The sequence below is a fragment of the Pseudoduganella sp. OTU4001 genome (genome assembly GCF_038440195.1).
Lineage (GTDB): Bacteria > Pseudomonadota > Gammaproteobacteria > Burkholderiales > Burkholderiaceae_D > Rugamonas.
This window is the reverse complement of sequence record NZ_JASATG010000058.1, coordinates 1-13,765: the sequence shown is the minus strand read 5'-3', so window position 1 is coordinate 13,765 and position 13,765 is coordinate 1. Positions and strand designations below refer to the sequence as shown.

14 protein-coding genes are annotated in these 13,765 nt (G+C 65.0%); 10 read left to right on the top strand and 4 right to left on the bottom strand.

Features of this window, described 5'->3' with window-relative positions; genetic code table 11:
• Window positions 1–135: 135 nt before the first annotated feature.
• From AAHE99_RS26105 to AAHE99_RS26070, 8 genes are read left to right on the top strand one after another with little or no spacing between them, the layout of a single operon-like run.
• A complete protein-coding gene (locus AAHE99_RS26105; RefSeq protein WP_342120860.1) occupies window positions 136–1,770 on the top strand; it encodes a benzoate-CoA ligase family protein in 1,635 nt (544 codons plus the stop codon).
• 8 nt (window positions 1,771–1,778) lie between these two features.
• Complete coding sequence (locus AAHE99_RS26100; protein ID WP_342120859.1) at window positions 1,779–4,163, top strand: bifunctional salicylyl-CoA 5-hydroxylase/oxidoreductase; 2,385 nt, start codon at window positions 1,779–1,781, stop codon at window positions 4,161–4,163.
• 3 nt (window positions 4,164–4,166) lie between these two features.
• Window positions 4,167–4,934: an SDR family NAD(P)-dependent oxidoreductase gene (locus tag AAHE99_RS26095; RefSeq protein WP_342120857.1), complete on the top strand. Its 768-nt coding sequence runs from the start codon at window positions 4,167–4,169 to the stop codon at window positions 4,932–4,934.
• Window positions 4,935–4,947: 13 nt separating this feature from the next.
• Window positions 4,948–5,433, top strand: a complete 486-nt coding sequence (locus AAHE99_RS26090) for a MarR family winged helix-turn-helix transcriptional regulator (protein ID WP_342120855.1) — start codon at window positions 4,948–4,950, stop codon at window positions 5,431–5,433.
• On the top strand, window positions 5,430–6,284 hold the full coding sequence (locus AAHE99_RS26085) for an enoyl-CoA hydratase family protein (protein ID WP_342120853.1): 855 nt from the start codon (window positions 5,430–5,432) through the stop codon (window positions 6,282–6,284). Before AAHE99_RS26090 ends, AAHE99_RS26085 begins: the two co-directional genes overlap by 4 nt.
• Before the next feature lies 1 nt (window position 6,285).
• Window positions 6,286–7,467, top strand: coding sequence for an acyl-CoA dehydrogenase family protein (locus AAHE99_RS26080; protein ID WP_342120851.1), 1,182 nt, complete (start codon window positions 6,286–6,288; stop codon window positions 7,465–7,467).
• A gap of 2 nt (window positions 7,468–7,469) precedes the next feature.
• Entirely contained in the window at window positions 7,470–7,862 is a 393-nt protein-coding gene (locus AAHE99_RS26075) for a RidA family protein (RefSeq protein ID WP_342120848.1), read from the top strand.
• Between the two features lie 41 nt (window positions 7,863–7,903).
• Complete coding sequence (locus AAHE99_RS26070) at window positions 7,904–8,611, top strand: PEP_CTERM-anchored TLD domain-containing protein (RefSeq protein WP_342120846.1); 708 nt, start codon at window positions 7,904–7,906, stop codon at window positions 8,609–8,611.
• Here the strand turns inward: AAHE99_RS26070 and AAHE99_RS26065 are convergent.
• The gene (locus AAHE99_RS26065; RefSeq protein WP_342120845.1) at window positions 8,520–9,479 is read right to left on the bottom strand and encodes a LysR family transcriptional regulator; all 960 of its coding nucleotides are present in this window, start codon (window positions 9,477–9,479) and stop codon (window positions 8,520–8,522) included. The genes AAHE99_RS26070 and AAHE99_RS26065 overlap by 92 nt on opposite strands.
• Before the next feature lie 104 nt (window positions 9,480–9,583).
• Here AAHE99_RS26065 and AAHE99_RS26060 point away from each other — a divergent pair, with 104 nt between their 5' ends.
• On the top strand, window positions 9,584–10,597 hold the full coding sequence (locus AAHE99_RS26060) for an aldo/keto reductase (RefSeq protein WP_342120843.1): 1,014 nt from the start codon (window positions 9,584–9,586) through the stop codon (window positions 10,595–10,597).
• A 3-nt stretch (window positions 10,598–10,600) separates the two neighbouring features.
• Here the strand turns inward: AAHE99_RS26060 and AAHE99_RS26055 are convergent, their stop codons facing one another.
• Together AAHE99_RS26055 and AAHE99_RS26050 are read right to left on the bottom strand one after the other, a co-directional pair.
• A complete protein-coding gene (locus AAHE99_RS26055; RefSeq protein ID WP_342120842.1) occupies window positions 10,601–11,095 on the bottom strand; it encodes a SixA phosphatase family protein in 495 nt (164 codons plus the stop codon).
• Between the two features lie 20 nt (window positions 11,096–11,115).
• On the bottom strand, window positions 11,116–11,331 hold the full coding sequence (locus AAHE99_RS26050) for a hypothetical protein (protein ID WP_342120841.1): 216 nt from the start codon (window positions 11,329–11,331) through the stop codon (window positions 11,116–11,118).
• Between the two features lie 211 nt (window positions 11,332–11,542).
• Between AAHE99_RS26050 and AAHE99_RS26045 the strand changes: the two genes are divergently transcribed.
• Window positions 11,543–13,216: a sodium:solute symporter family transporter gene (locus tag AAHE99_RS26045; RefSeq protein WP_342120840.1), complete on the top strand. Its 1,674-nt coding sequence runs from the start codon at window positions 11,543–11,545 to the stop codon at window positions 13,214–13,216.
• Here the strand turns inward: AAHE99_RS26045 and AAHE99_RS26040 are convergent.
• On the bottom strand, window positions 13,192–13,765 hold a 574-nt coding region (locus AAHE99_RS26040), incomplete at its 5' end, for a 2-dehydro-3-deoxy-6-phosphogalactonate aldolase (RefSeq protein WP_342120839.1). The two genes, AAHE99_RS26045 and AAHE99_RS26040, sit on opposite strands and share 25 nt — an antisense overlap.

The window sequence follows — 13,765 nt, the reverse complement described above, 5'->3', positions numbered from 1 at the left end:
ATAAAATCCCCCACCAACCCCCCCCCCGCCCCCCCACTTTTTCCCCCCGACTTCCCAACCTTGCGGTAAATATATTTTAGGTTTAAAGTAGATTGCATAACGGGCAGTCTTCCTGAACCTTTACCCAAGGCCACCATGAACCGACTCACTGCAGAACCGAGCGCGCATCTCGACCAGTTCGCGCGCCAGCATCTCCCGCCGGCCGACCAATGGCCGGACCTGGTATTCGATCTTCCCGAATTGCAGTACCCGGCGCGCCTGAATTGCGTGGCCGAGCTTCTCGACAAGGCCGTGGCGGCCGGGCGCGGCGAGCGCCTGGCACTGCGCGGCGACGGTATCAGCTGGACTTACGCCGACCTGCAGCGCCAGGTCGACCGCATCGTCAACGTGCTGCGCGGCCCACTGGGCCTGGTGCCCGGCAACCGCGTGCTGCTGCGCGGCGCCAACCACCCGATGATGGCGGCCGCCGTGCTGGCGGTGCTGAAGGCCGGCCTGATCGCCGTACCCACCATGCCGCTGCTGCGCGCGCGCGAGCTGGGTGTGATCATGGAGAAGGCGCAGGTGCAGGCAGTGCTGTGCGCCCATGCGCTGCGCGAGGAAATGGAAGCTGCGCCAGGCTGCCCTGAGCGCACCCTATGGTTCAATGTGGCCCCCGCCGGCGCCGTGCCGCCGGAACGTTCGCTGGATGCGCTGATGGCCGCCCAGCCGGCCAGCGCCGCCGCTTGCGACACTTCGGCCGACGACATCTGCCTGATCAGCTTCACCTCCGGCACCACCGGCGTCCCGAAAGGCACCATGCACTTCCACCGCGACGTGCTGGCCATTTGCGATTGCTTCCCGCGCCATACGCTGAAGTCCGCCGAGAACGACCTGTTCATCGGCACGCCGCCGCTGGCCTTTACCTTCGGCCTGGGCGGCCTGCTGCTGTTCCCTTTGCGCGTCGGCGCCGCCGCCGTGCTGCTGGAAAAACTCACGCCGGAAACGCTGCTGCAGGCGATTGAGAAATACGGCGCCACCATCTGCTTCACCGCGCCGACCTTCTACCGCCAGATGGCCGCGCTGGCCGGCAAGTACGGCCTCTCCAGCCTGAAGAAATCCGTTTCGGCCGGCGAGGCGCTGCCGGTCGCCACGCGCGAGGCTTGGCAGCAGGCCACCGGCCTGCGCATGATCGACGGCATCGGCGCCACCGAAATGCTGCACATCTTTATCTCCGCAGCCGGCGACGAGATCCGCTCCGGCGCCACCGGCAAGCCGGTACCCGGCTACCGCGCCTGCATCCTGGACGACCACGGCCAGCCCGTCGGCCCCGGTGTTGTCGGCCGCCTGGCCGTGAAAGGCCCGACCGGCTGCCGCTACATGGCCGACCCGCGCCAGCGCGATTACGTGCTGGATGGCTGGAACCTGACCGGCGACGCCTATGAGATGGACGCCGACGGCTACTTCATCTACCGCTCGCGCACCGACGACATGATCATCTCCGCCGGCTACAACATCGCCGGCCCGGAAGTGGAAGACGCGCTGCTGCGCCATCCTGCGGTGGCGGAATGCGGCGTGGTCGGCAAGGCGGACGAGGAACGCGGCCAGATCGTGGAAGCACATGTCGTGCTGAAGCCCGGCTTCGAACCATCCGCCGAGCTGACCGTGCAGCTGCAGGACTTCGTCAAGGAGCAGATCGCGCCGTACAAATATCCGCGCGCGATCCGCTTCCTGTCCTCGCTGCCGCGCACCGAGACCGGCAAGCTGCAACGCTTCAAACTCCGTAGCACCTGAGGAAACGCATGAATATCGTTTGTATTGGCGGCGGTCCTGCCGGCCTGTATTTTGCACTGCTGATGAAAAAGCAGGACCCGTCGCACCGCATCGTGGTGGTGGAGCGCAACCGGCCCTACGACACCTTTGGCTGGGGCGTGGTGTTCTCCGACCAGACGCTGGGCAACCTGGTGGCGGCGGATGAAAAGACTGCGCGCGAGATCCTGCAGTCCTTCAACCATTGGGACGATATCGATGTCTTCTTCAAGGGTGAGAAGGTCACCTCGGGCGGCCACGGTTTCTGCGGCATCGGCCGCAAACGCTTGCTGAATATCCTGCAGCAGCGCTGCGAGGAACTGGGCGTGGAGCTGGTGTTCGAGACCGATGTGCAGGACGACCAGGAGCTGGCGGCCCGCTACCAGGCCGACCTGGTGATCGCCTCGGATGGTTTGAATTCGCGCGTGCGTTCGCGCTATGAATCGACGTTCCAGCCGATGATCGAGGCGCGCCAGTGCCGCTTTGTGTGGCTGGGCACAAAGAAGAAGTTCGATGCCTTTACCTTCGACTTCAAACAAACCGAGCATGGCTGGTTCCAGGCCCATATCTACCAGTACGACGGCGATACTTCGACCTTCATCATAGAGACACCGGAGTCGGTGTGGCGCGCGGCCGGCCTGGAAGACATGTCGCAGGAAGAAGCGCTGGCCTGGTGCGAGAACCTGTTCGCCGACCGTCTGGACGGCCACAAGCTGATGTCCAACGCTTCGCACCTGCGCGGTTCCAATGTGTGGATCAAGTTTCCACGCATCGTGTGCCAGAAGTGGGTGCACTGGAATGGCGGCACGCCGGTGGTGCTGATGGGGGATGCCGCCCATTCGGCCCACTTCTCGATCGGCTCCGGCACCAAGCTGGCGCTGGAAGATGCGATCGAATTGGCGCGCTGCTTCGCCAGGCACGGTGACGATCCGCGTGCGGCGCTGTCGGCATACGAGGAAGTGCGCGCGGTGGAGGTGCTGAAGATCCAGAGCGCCGCGCGCAATTCGATGGAGTGGTTTGAGAATGTGCAGCGCTATACCGCGATGGAAGCGCCGCAGTTCGCCTATTCGATGCTGACCCGAAGCCAGCGCCTGTCGCATGAGAACCTGCGCCTGCGCGACAAGGACTACGTCGCCGGCTTTGAGCGCTGGATGGCGGAACGGGCTTTCGCGCAGGCCGGGATGCCGGCGGCGCCTGCGCCGGGCGGCCGCACGGTACCGCCCATGTTCACGCCCTACAAGGTCCGTGGCCTGGTGCTGAAGAACCGCATCGTGGTGTCGCCAATGGCGCAGTACAGCGCGGTCGATGGCTGCGTCGGCGACTGGCACATGGCCCACCTGGGTGCGCGCGCCATGGGCGGCGCTGCGCTGGTGATGGCGGAAATGACTTGCGTCTCCGCCGACGCCCGCATCACCCCGCATTGCCCTGGCTTGTACGCCCCGGCCCACACCATGGCCTGGAAGCGCATCGTCGACTTCGTCCACAACAGCACTGACGCCAAGATCGGCCTGCAGCTCGGCCACGCCGGCGCCAAGGGTTCGACGCGCGCCATGTGGGACGGCATCGACCAGCCGCTCGACAAGGGCAACTGGCCGTTGGTTTCGGCCTCGCAGCAGCAATACCTGGCTGGCGTGTCGCAGGTCGCACGCACTGCGAGCATGGAAGACATGCGCCGCATCGAGGCCGACTTCGTGCGCGCCACCGTGGCGGCGGAGGAGGCGGGCTTCGACTGGCTCGAGCTGCACTGCGCCCACGGCTACCTGCTGTCGTCCTTCATTTCCCCTCTGACCAACGAGCGCGGTGACGAATACGGCGGCTCGCTGGAAAACCGCTGCCGTTTCCCGCTGCGGGTGTTCGCTGCGATGCGCGCCGCATGGCCGGCGCACAAGCCGATGAGCGTGCGTATTTCGGCGCATGACTGGGTCGAAGGCGGTATCACGCCGGATGATGCGGTGCAGATCGCACGCCTGTTCAAGCAGGCCGGCGCGGACATGATCGATTGCTCGTCGGGCCAGGTCAGCAAGCTGGAGAAACCGATTTTCGGTCGCATGTTCCAGACGCCATTCGCGGACCGGGTGCGCAATGAGGCGGGCATCCCGACCATTGCGGTGGGCTCGATCTTTGAGGCGGACCACGCCAACGGCATCATCGCCGCCGGCCGCGCCGACCTGTGCGCGGTGGGCCGCCCGCATCTTGCCAATCCCGCGTGGACGTTGGCCGAAGCCGCGAAGCTGGGCTACACGCCGGTTACCTGGCCAAAGCAGTACCTGGCCGGCAAGCAGCAGCTGGAGCGCAACCTGGAGCGCGAACGCCAGCTCGCCGCTGCCAGCGCCGGCCTGTCGCCGCAGGAAGTTGCGGCCAGATTGCTGGAGGGCTGAGCGATGCAACATGCATTCATCACCGGCGGCGGCCGCGGCATCGGCTTCGCCTGCGCCCGCGCGCTGCTGGCGCAAGGCATCAACGTCACCATCGCCGGCCGCGACGTGGCCACGCTGGAGCAGGCGGCATCGCAGCTCGCTGCGGAAGCCGGCAAGGCGGGCGTCGCGATTTGCGTGCTTGACGTGACCGACGAAGCGGCGGTCCACGCCGGCATCGCCGAGGCCGCGCAGCAGCTTGGCCCGATCACCATCCTGCTGAACAACGCAGGACAAGCGCAGCCCGCGCCGTTCGCGAAGACCACGGCAGCGCATTGGCAGCAAATGCTGGACGTGAACCTGACCGGCGCCTTCCACTGCACCCAGGCAGTCCTGCCGCAGATGCTGGAAGCGGGCTGGGGCCGCATCATCAACATCGCCTCCACCGCCGGCCTGAAAGGCTATAAATACGTCAGCGCCTACGTGGCCGCCAAGCACGGCCTGGTCGGCCTGACCAAAGCCCTCGCTCTGGAACTGGCGACGAAGAACATCACTGTGAACGCAGTCTGCCCCGGCTACACGGAAACCGACATCGTGCACGACGCCATCGCCAACATCATGCAGAAAACCGGCCGTAGCGAAGAGCAGGCCCGCGCCGAGCTGGCCGCCGCCAACCCGCAGCAAAAGCTGGTGCAGGTGGAGGAGGTAGCCAACGCCGTCACCTGGCTGTGCCAGCCCGCATCCAGCGCCATCACCGGCCAATCCATCGCCGTCGCCGGCGGTGAAGTCATGTAAGGAAGCCAGAACCATGCAACTAGACCTGGAAAGCCGCCTGACCAGCGACCACCACCAGTCGCTGAAACTGTGGCTGCGCATGCTCTCCTGCACCACCAAGATCGAAGCCGAGATCCGCAGCCGCCTGCGCACCGAATTCGGCATCACGCTGCCGCGCTTCGACCTGATGGCGCAGCTGGAGCGCCACCCCGAAGGCCTGCGCATGGGAGAACTCTCCAAGCGCATGATGGTCACCGGCGGCAACGTCACCGGCATCACCGACCAGCTGGAGCAGGAAAAGCTGGTGGTGCGTGTGCCCGACCCGAAAGACGGCCGCGCCTTCAGCGTCAAGCTGACGCCCGCCGGCCGCAAGGCTTTCGCCCAGATGGCGGAAGTGCACGAAAGCTGGGTCGCCGAACTGCTGCAAGACATCACACAAGAAGACAAGGGACAGCTGATCGACCTGCTGTCGCAAATGAAGGGCCACCTGTACGCCCGCGAAGAAAAGGACAAACCATGAAATACCTGCAAGGCGAACCGCAAAACCTGCCCGGCAACCGCGTGCAGCTGGCCCAGCACCAGGCCGAGCACTTCAAGTTCAGCGTCGCCAACGGCGTCGCCACGCTGACGCTGAACCGCCCCGAGCGCAAGAACCCGCTCACCTTCGACTCTTACGCCGAGCTGCGCGAACTGTTCCGCGCCATGGCTTATGCCGACGACGTCAAAGCCATCGTCATCACCGGCGCCGGCGACAACTTCTGCTCCGGCGGCGACGTGCACGAAATCATCGGCCCGCTGACCAAGCTCGATATGCCAGGCCTGCTGGCCTTCACCCGCATGACCGGCGACGTGGTGAAAGCCATGCGCGCCTGCCCGCAGCCGGTGATCGCCGCCATTGACGGCGTGTGCGCCGGCGCCGGCTCGATGCTGGCCCTGGGTTCCGACATCCGCCTCGGCACGGAGCGCAGTAAGACCGCCTTCCTGTTCACCCGCGTGGGACTGGCTGGCTGCGATATGGGCGCCTGCGCCTTGCTGCCGCGCGTGATCGGCCAGGGCCGCGCCGCCGAACTGCTGTACACCGGCCGTTCCATGTCCGGCACGGAAGGCGAGCGCTGGGGCTTCTTCAACAGCCTGCACGCGCCGCAGGACCTGCTGGCCGCCGCGCAAGCCTTCGCGCAAGGCCTGGCCGACGGCCCGACCTTCGCCCACGGCATGACCAAGAAGATGCTGCAGCAGGAATGGAATATGGGCGTCGACGAAGCCATCGAGGCGGAAGCGCAGGCGCAGGCCATCTGCATGGCCACCAACGACTTCCACCGCGCCTACCACGCCTTCGTGGCGAAACAGAAACCGGAATTCGAGGGCGACTGAGATGGCGGATAAATCCTATCTGGGCTGGCCCTTCTTCGAGCAGCGCCACGCAGCGCTGGAGCGCGAACTGGATGCCTGGGCCGCGCAGCACGTGCGCGAAGTGCACAGCGACGGTCACGGCGCCGAAGCTGCCGACGCTGCTTGCCGCGCCCTGGTGCGCGCCCTTGGCGAAGCGGGCTGGCTGCGCCACGCCATCGGCGGCACGGCCCACGGCGGTGCGCTCGATGCGATCGACACCCGCGCCATCTGCCTGATCCGCGAAACCCTGGCGCGCCACAACGGTCTGGCCGATTTCGCCTTCGCCATGCAGGGCCTGGGTTCCGGCGCCATCAGCCTGTTCGGCAGCGAGGAGAATAAGCGAGCCTACCTGCCGCGCGTGGCCAAGGGCGAGGCCATAGCCGCCTTCGCGCTGTCCGAACCGCAGGCCGGCTCCGATGTCGCCGCCATGGCCTGCGCCGCCGTGCGCGACGGCGACCACTACGTGCTGGATGGCGAGAAGACCTGGATCAGCAACGGCGGCATCGCCGACTTCTACGTGGTCTTCGCCCGCACCGGTGAACAGCCGGGCGCGCGCGGCATCAGCGCCTTTATCGTCGACAAGGACACGCCGGGTTTCGAGATCGCCGAGCGTATCAGCGTGATCGCCCCGCACCCGCTGGCGCGCCTGAAATTCACCGCTTGCCGCATCCCGGCCAGCCAGCGCCTGGGCGAAGCAGGGCAGGGCTTCAAGGTCGCCATGGCCACGCTGGACGTGTTCCGCACTTCGGTTGCCGCCGCCTCGCTGGGCTTCGCCCGCCGTGCGCTGGACGAAGCGCTGGTGCACGCGCAAGGCCGCAAGATGTTCGGCCAGACCCTGGCCGATTTCCAGCTGACGCAAGCCAAGCTGGCGCAGATGGCGACCGGCGTCGATGCCAGTGCCTTGCTGACCTATCGCGCCGCCTGGCAGCGCGACCAGGGCCAGAAGGTGACCAAGGAAGCCGCCATGGCCAAGATGACCGCCACCGAAACCGCGCAGCAGGTTATCGACGCCGCCGTGCAGATGTTCGGCGGCCTGGGCGTGGTCAGCGAGCACCCGGTCGAACGCCTGTACCGCGAGATCCGCGCGCTGCGGATTTATGAAGGCGCCACCGAGGTCCAACAATTGATCATCGCGCGCGAGCTGCTGCGCGAAGGTAAGGAGTAAGTATGCAAGTCCTGCAACCGCCAGGCTGGGCCCGCCCACGCGGCTATTCGAACGGCATCGCCGCCAGCGGCCGGATGGTGTTCGTCAGCGGCATGATCGGCTGGGATGCCGACTGTCAGTTCCAGACCGATGATTTCGCCGGGCAGGTGAAACAGGCGCTGGCAAACGTGCTCGCCGTGCTGAAGGAAGCTGGCGGCGGCCCCGAGCACATTTGCCGCATGACATGGTACGTGGTGGATAAGCACGAATATGTGGGCGCCTATCCCCAGATTGGCGCCATCTACCGGGAGCTGATCGGCAAGCACTATCCCGCCATGACCGCCGTGGAGGTAGCAGGGCTGCTGGAGCCGCGCGCCCGAGTGGAAATCGAAGTCACGGCAGTCGTGCCCGGGTAAATTGACCAAAGTGCTATATTCGGCCGTGGAGGTGCAATGCCATGGCCAAATTTTTCATGCGCCTGCTTGGCGCTTTTATCCTGCTTGCCGCGCCGGCAGCGTACGGCGAAACACCGCTGCTGACTGACGCGGACAAGACCCAGCTGCTGAAGTGGCTGGGCAGTGGTCCGGTCACGCTGGAGCGCCTGTACAAGAAACGCGATGGCCAGACCGCCGCCGATTTCCACGCCGCCGTGGATGGCAAGGGGCGCACCTTCACCGTCATGGAGGCGACCACCGAGCTGGGCGAGATGTTCAAGGTCGGCGGCTACAACCCGCAAAGCTGGGACTCCAAGGGCGGTTTCCACATCACGACCGAAGATGCGCTGCGCACCGCCTTCCTGTTCAACCTGACGTCGCACCAGGTCCACTTGCAGACGCCGCGCACGTATGCGCTCGATACGGTGGGCTCGTTCCAGACCTGGAACGACCCGCGCGCCGGCCCGGTGTTCGGCGCCGGGCATGACCTGTTCGTGCCCTGGGACCTGACCAACGGCGGCTATTCAAGCATGTATTCCTACATCGACCCAGCGCGCAGCAACTTCGATTCGAGCTTGCTGGATGGGCGCGACTACAAGTCGCCGAACATCACGTACGGCGATATCGAAGTGTGGGCCATCATTGCAGTACCGGAGCCGGCCGGCTGGATGCTGCTGCTGCCGGGACTGGCCCTGTTCGCATTGAGGCGGCGCTGGTCTCCAGCAGCGTAGTGCGGAAGATTTCCACCAATGGACGCAAATTGATCCGGTGCCATGCCGCCCATAGCGGTGAACGGTAAGTGAGCCATGCCAGGTCGCGCAGCACCACGCCGTCCGGTGCCTGGTTACGCAGGCTGTATTGGACCATCGTCAAACCCAGGCCTGCCGCCACCAGGCCCAGCGCTGCCAAAGGCTCAGTGGCCTCCATCTTGACTTGCGGCGTAAAGCCGGCGCGTGCACAGGCCGCGACGAAATTGTCGTGGCCGGGCCGGCCCTCCTTGTAGCGCACGGCGATCCAGGTTTGCGCCCCCAGGTCGTCCGGCGTGATGTTCAGTGCAGTCGCCAGCGGATGGTTCTCGGGAATCGCGACCAGCATGGGATCGTTGAGGACCTGGGCGCTGGCCAGGTCGGGATCGTCCAGCGCTGGCGGTTCGCACACCAGGGCGATGTCCAGGCTGCGCTGGCGCAAGCTTTCCAGCTGGGCCGCTGAATGGGAGTTGTACAGGGCGACATGCACCGCGGGCCGTGTGGTGCGCAGTTCGCGCAGGGCGTTCGGCAGCACGCCGGAGTGCATGGCGTTTTCCAGGTAGCCGATGCACAGGCCTCCTTCGTCGCCGCGCCCGAGGCGCTTGGCCATCGATTCCAGGCGGTTGGCGTGGGTGAGGAAGGCCTTGGTTTCGGCCAGGAAGGTCTGGCCGTCGCGCGTCAGGCGGATGCGCTGCTGGGAGCGCTCGAACAGCGTCAGTCCCAACTTGTCCTCCAGCTGGGCGATCTGCCGGCTCAGCGGGGATTGAGAAATATGCAATCTTTCCGCCGCGCGGCCGACGTTTTCCTCTTCCGCGACGGCGACGAAGTAGTGCAGTTGGCGTAGATCGAGCATTTAAGACCTCCGGGGACTCAAGTGTCGCATATTCCGTCTTGGACAGTCTGAACCCGCTTACCTAGACTGGGCTCTACCAAACATCACTCGAAGGAGTACATAGCATGAGTATCAAAGATAAACTGATCGGCGACAATCCACTGGGCTTCGGCACCGCACCGCTGGGCAATATGTTCCGCAATATCCCTGAGGCGGAAGCCGAGGCGACCGTGGACGCGGCCTGGGACAACGGCATCCGCCATTTCGACACGGCGCCATTCTACGGCGCCGGCCTGGCTGAACTGCGGCTCGGCAAGGCGCTGGCCAAGCGCAAGCGCAGCGATTTTGTGCTGTCCACCAAGGTGGGACGGCTGGTGCTGGATGAGGTGGAGGATGTTTCGGCGCGCGATATGGGCGAGAAGGGCGGCCTGTTCGTCCATGGCCGTCCTAACAAGATTGTCAATGACTACACGGCGACAGCCACCCTGCGCTCGATCGAGGACAGCCTGAAACGCCTGGGCACGGACTACCTGGATATCGTCTATGTGCACGACGTGGCGCAGGATTTTTACGGCGACGAATGGCTGGCCAAATTCGAGGAGGCCCGCACCGGCGCCTTCCGCGTGCTGTCGCAGCTGCGCGAGCAGGGTGTGATCAAGGCCTGGGGCCTTGGCGTCAACCGTGTCGAGCCGATAGAACTGCTGCTGGATTTACAGGAAACCCGGCCGGACGGCTTCCTGCTGGCGGGACGCTATACCTTGCTGGACCATGAGCGTGCCATGCAGCGCCTGGTCCCGTCGCTGCAAAAGCATGGGGCCGACCTGGTGGTGGGCGGGCCTTACAGCTCGGGCGTGCTGGCTGGCGGCAGCACCTTTGAGTACCAGAAGGCGCCGCCTGAGATCCTGGCGAAAGTGGAGCGCATCAAGGCCTTGGCGGCCCGCCACGGCATCAGTGTGAAGGCGGCGGCTTTGCAGTTCGTGCTGGCGAATCCGGTGGTGGCTTCGGTGATCCCAGGCGCCAGCCGTCCGGAACGTATTTTGGAAGACAAGGCCGCGCTGGCGGAAAAGATTCCGGTGGCCTTCTGGCGCGAGCTGCGCGAGCAAGGGCTGGTCGCGCACAATGCCTTCCTGCCGCTGTAAGGCTTAGGGCTGGGAGTTCAGTACCTGTGTCGCCACCTTGCCATCGTCGGTGATGGTGAGGTGGTACAGGCGGTTGTACTCATCGTCGGCGATGTCGCTGCCCGCATCGCCGCCCAGCTGGCGTACCAGGTCGGGGATGGTGTTTGAATGGCCGACCAGCAGCATATTGCCGCCCATGCCGCGCACCTGCTTCGCAAATTCGGCCTGCTTGCCGGGGTCGTAGCTTTGCACGGCCAGCCCGAACTGCGCCGCCGTCGGCGCTGCAGTCTGCTGCGTGCGCTGGTAGTTCGTGCTGAACACCCGCTGGATGCCCGCACTCTGCAACATCACCGCGATGTGCCGCGCACGCAGCTCACCGGCGGCAGTCAGCGGCGGGTCCTTGCTGTCGGAGACCACTTTCTCGCCATGGCGGCTCACGTAAATATGGTAGGTCTCGGCCAATGCCTGCAGGGGCAGGGCCGCGCTGGCGGCCAGCAGAAGTGTGGAGAGTATTTTCATGGAGAGTGATATTGCCACAGCTAATACAGCCCGGCAATGCGGCCCATGAGCCCTAAAATTGTGGCGAAGCCGGCAAGAAAGACGCCCAGCAACCATCGCATCTCCCTACGCATTTCGGCAAAGCCCTGGTCCATCCTTGCCTCGAGGCGCACGATGGCCTGAGTATTCTGTCGGGCAATTTCTTTGAGCGATTCCACTTCGACCTCGAGTTTGGCAATGCGGACTTCAATATCCATGATACCTCCTTAGCGCAATTTTCTTCACTGTGGCGCAAAGCGGGGCGGGCGTATTGAGCTAGGACAGGTACGCGTGCGGAAAGTTCCGCGTTATCTCAGAAATTCATAGCAGGACCTGCATTCCGCATAACACTTGCCTGTTGGGTACGATATTCTTCTGCTATTGATAATAAGTGCGTGCTCCGGGGCGCGCGCGAGAGACAAGGCAGCCATGAAAATCACCACGCTCGACATCGTCGTTTTCCTGTTTTATTTCGTTGTAGTCGCCGCCTACGGCTTCTGGGTGTACCGCCGCAAGAACGCCAGCTCCGGCTCGGCCTCGCGCGATTACTTTTTGGCGGAAGGCTCGCTGACCTGGTGGGCGATTGGCGCCTCGCTGATTGCGTCCAATATCTCGGCCGAGCAGTTCATCGGCATGAGCGGCTCCGGCTTCAAGATCGGCATGGCCATCGCCGTGTATGAGCTGATGGCGGCGGCCACGCTGATCATCGTGGCCATCTTCTTCATGCCGGTCTACCTGAAGAACCACATCTACACCATGCCGCAGTTCCTGGAGCGGCGCTACGGCAAGGGCGTGGCGATGACCATGGCCCTGTTCTGGCTTGGCCTGTACATCGTGGTCAACCTGACCTCCATTCTCTATCTGGGCGCGCTGGCGATCAACAGCGTGTCCGGCATCGGCGTGCTGCCCTGCATGCTGTTCATGGCGCTGATGGCGACCGTCATCACCCTGGGCGGCATGAAGGTGATCGGCTACACCGACGTGATCCAGGTGGTCTGCCTGGTGATCGGCGGCCTGGTGACGACCTGGCTGGCGCTGGACCTGGTAGCCGGCCTGGCCGGCAAGCAGGGCGCCATTGCCGGCGCCGGCGAGCTGCTGCAGCGCGCCAACGGCCACTTCGACATGGTGCTGTCGCGCGACCATCCAAGCTATATGGACCTGCCGGGCCTGAGCATCCTGATCGGCGGCGTCTGGATCGCCAACCTGAATTACTGGGGCTGCAACCAGTACATCACCCAGCGCGCGCTCGGCGCCGATTTGCCGACCGCCCGTAAAGGCCTGCTGTTCGCGGCCTTCCTCAAGCTGCTGATGCCGATCATCGTGGTGCTGCCGGGTATCGCGGCCTATGCGCTGGACCAGTCGGGCGCCCTGGGTTCCGCGCTGCGCGAAGGCGGTGAATTGAATCCGGACCGCGCTTATCCGACCCTGCTGGCGCTGCTGCCATCCGGCTTGAAAGGCATCGCCTTCGCCGCACTGACCGCCGCCGTGGTGGCTTCGCTGGCGGGCAAGGCAAACAGTATCGCCACCATCTTCACGCTCGACCTGTACCGCGGCCGCATCAATCCCAACGCCAGCGAAGAGCGCATGGTGTGGGTGGGCCGCCTGACCGTGGTCGCCGCCATGGTCATCGCCGTGCTGATCGCGCCGATGCTGGGCATCGACAAGAAGGGCGGCTTCCAGTACATCCAGGAATATACCGGCTTCGTCTCGCCGGGCATCCTGGCCATGTTCCTGCTTGGCTTCTTCTGGAAGAAGGCGACCAGCGCCGCAGCGATGTTCGCCACCGTGGGCGGCCTGGTGTTCTCGGTCATCCTCAAATTCCTGCCGCAGATGATGGACCTTTCGTTCCTGGCGCCGATCGGCTGGGCGGCGGACAACGGCAGCGGCGTCTACGAGATCCCGTTCATCGACCGCATGTTCCTGGTGTTCTTCGCGGTGGCTGCCGGCATGGTGCTGATCAGCCTTGCAGGCAAGCGCGATGGCGCTGCCAAGGCCTTGGTGGTGGAGCGCCGCCTGTTTGCGGTAGACCGCGGCTTCGCCGTTGGCTCCGCCGCAGTCTGTGTACTGCTTGCTGTGATTTACGCGCGCCAGGCCGCCGCGTAAGCGGCAGCGCGCTGCGCCAGGGTGTCGAGCGCGACGCCCGGCGCATAAAGTTGGCTGCCAATGCCGGCGCCCGTTGCGCCGGCATCCTTCCAGGCGGCCAGCTGTTCCGGCGTCACGCCACCGACAGGCCACAGCGGCGTGCCGGCCGGCAGCACGGTGCGGAACGCCTTCATTCCCCCATATCCAATCGATTCGGCTGGAAACAGCTTGAGCGCGTGCGCGCCTGCATCGAGCGCGTCGAATGCTTCGGTCGGCGTAGCCACGCCTGGAGCGCACAGCATGCCGCGCGCTTTCGCGTGGGCGATCACCGCTGGGCGGCAGTTAGGCGAGACGAACAGGCGGCCGCCGGCCTCCGCCACGGCGTCCACATCGGCCACGCTCAGCATCGTGCCGCCGCCTACGATTGCATCGGCCGGCGCCATGCTGGCCAGCACATTGATCGCTTCCAGCGCGCCGGGGCGGTTCAAAGGCACTTCCAGCAGGCGGAAGCCGGCTTCGAACAGGGTAGCGGGGGGGGGGGGGGGGGGGGGGGGGGGGGCGGGCGGGGGG

Coding starts and splice junctions, on each gene's coding strand:
- AAHE99_RS26105 (WP_342120860.1), top strand. CDS start 136: ATGAACCGACTCACTGCAGAACCGAGCGCGCATCTCGACCAGTTCGCG.
- AAHE99_RS26100 (WP_342120859.1), top strand. CDS start 1,779: ATGAATATCGTTTGTATTGGCGGCGGTCCTGCCGGCCTGTATTTTGCA.
- AAHE99_RS26095 (WP_342120857.1), top strand. CDS start 4,167: ATGCAACATGCATTCATCACCGGCGGCGGCCGCGGCATCGGCTTCGCC.
- AAHE99_RS26090 (WP_342120855.1), top strand. CDS start 4,948: ATGCAACTAGACCTGGAAAGCCGCCTGACCAGCGACCACCACCAGTCG.
- AAHE99_RS26085 (WP_342120853.1), top strand. CDS start 5,430: ATGAAATACCTGCAAGGCGAACCGCAAAACCTGCCCGGCAACCGCGTG.
- AAHE99_RS26080 (WP_342120851.1), top strand. CDS start 6,286: ATGGCGGATAAATCCTATCTGGGCTGGCCCTTCTTCGAGCAGCGCCAC.
- AAHE99_RS26075 (WP_342120848.1), top strand. CDS start 7,470: ATGCAAGTCCTGCAACCGCCAGGCTGGGCCCGCCCACGCGGCTATTCG.
- AAHE99_RS26070 (WP_342120846.1), top strand. CDS start 7,904: ATGGCCAAATTTTTCATGCGCCTGCTTGGCGCTTTTATCCTGCTTGCC.
- AAHE99_RS26065 (WP_342120845.1), bottom strand. CDS start 9,479: ATGCTCGATCTACGCCAACTGCACTACTTCGTCGCCGTCGCGGAAGAG.
- AAHE99_RS26060 (WP_342120843.1), top strand. CDS start 9,584: ATGAGTATCAAAGATAAACTGATCGGCGACAATCCACTGGGCTTCGGC.
- AAHE99_RS26055 (WP_342120842.1), bottom strand. CDS start 11,095: ATGAAAATACTCTCCACACTTCTGCTGGCCGCCAGCGCGGCCCTGCCC.
- AAHE99_RS26050 (WP_342120841.1), bottom strand. CDS start 11,331: ATGGATATTGAAGTCCGCATTGCCAAACTCGAGGTCGAAGTGGAATCG.
- AAHE99_RS26045 (WP_342120840.1), top strand. CDS start 11,543: ATGAAAATCACCACGCTCGACATCGTCGTTTTCCTGTTTTATTTCGTT.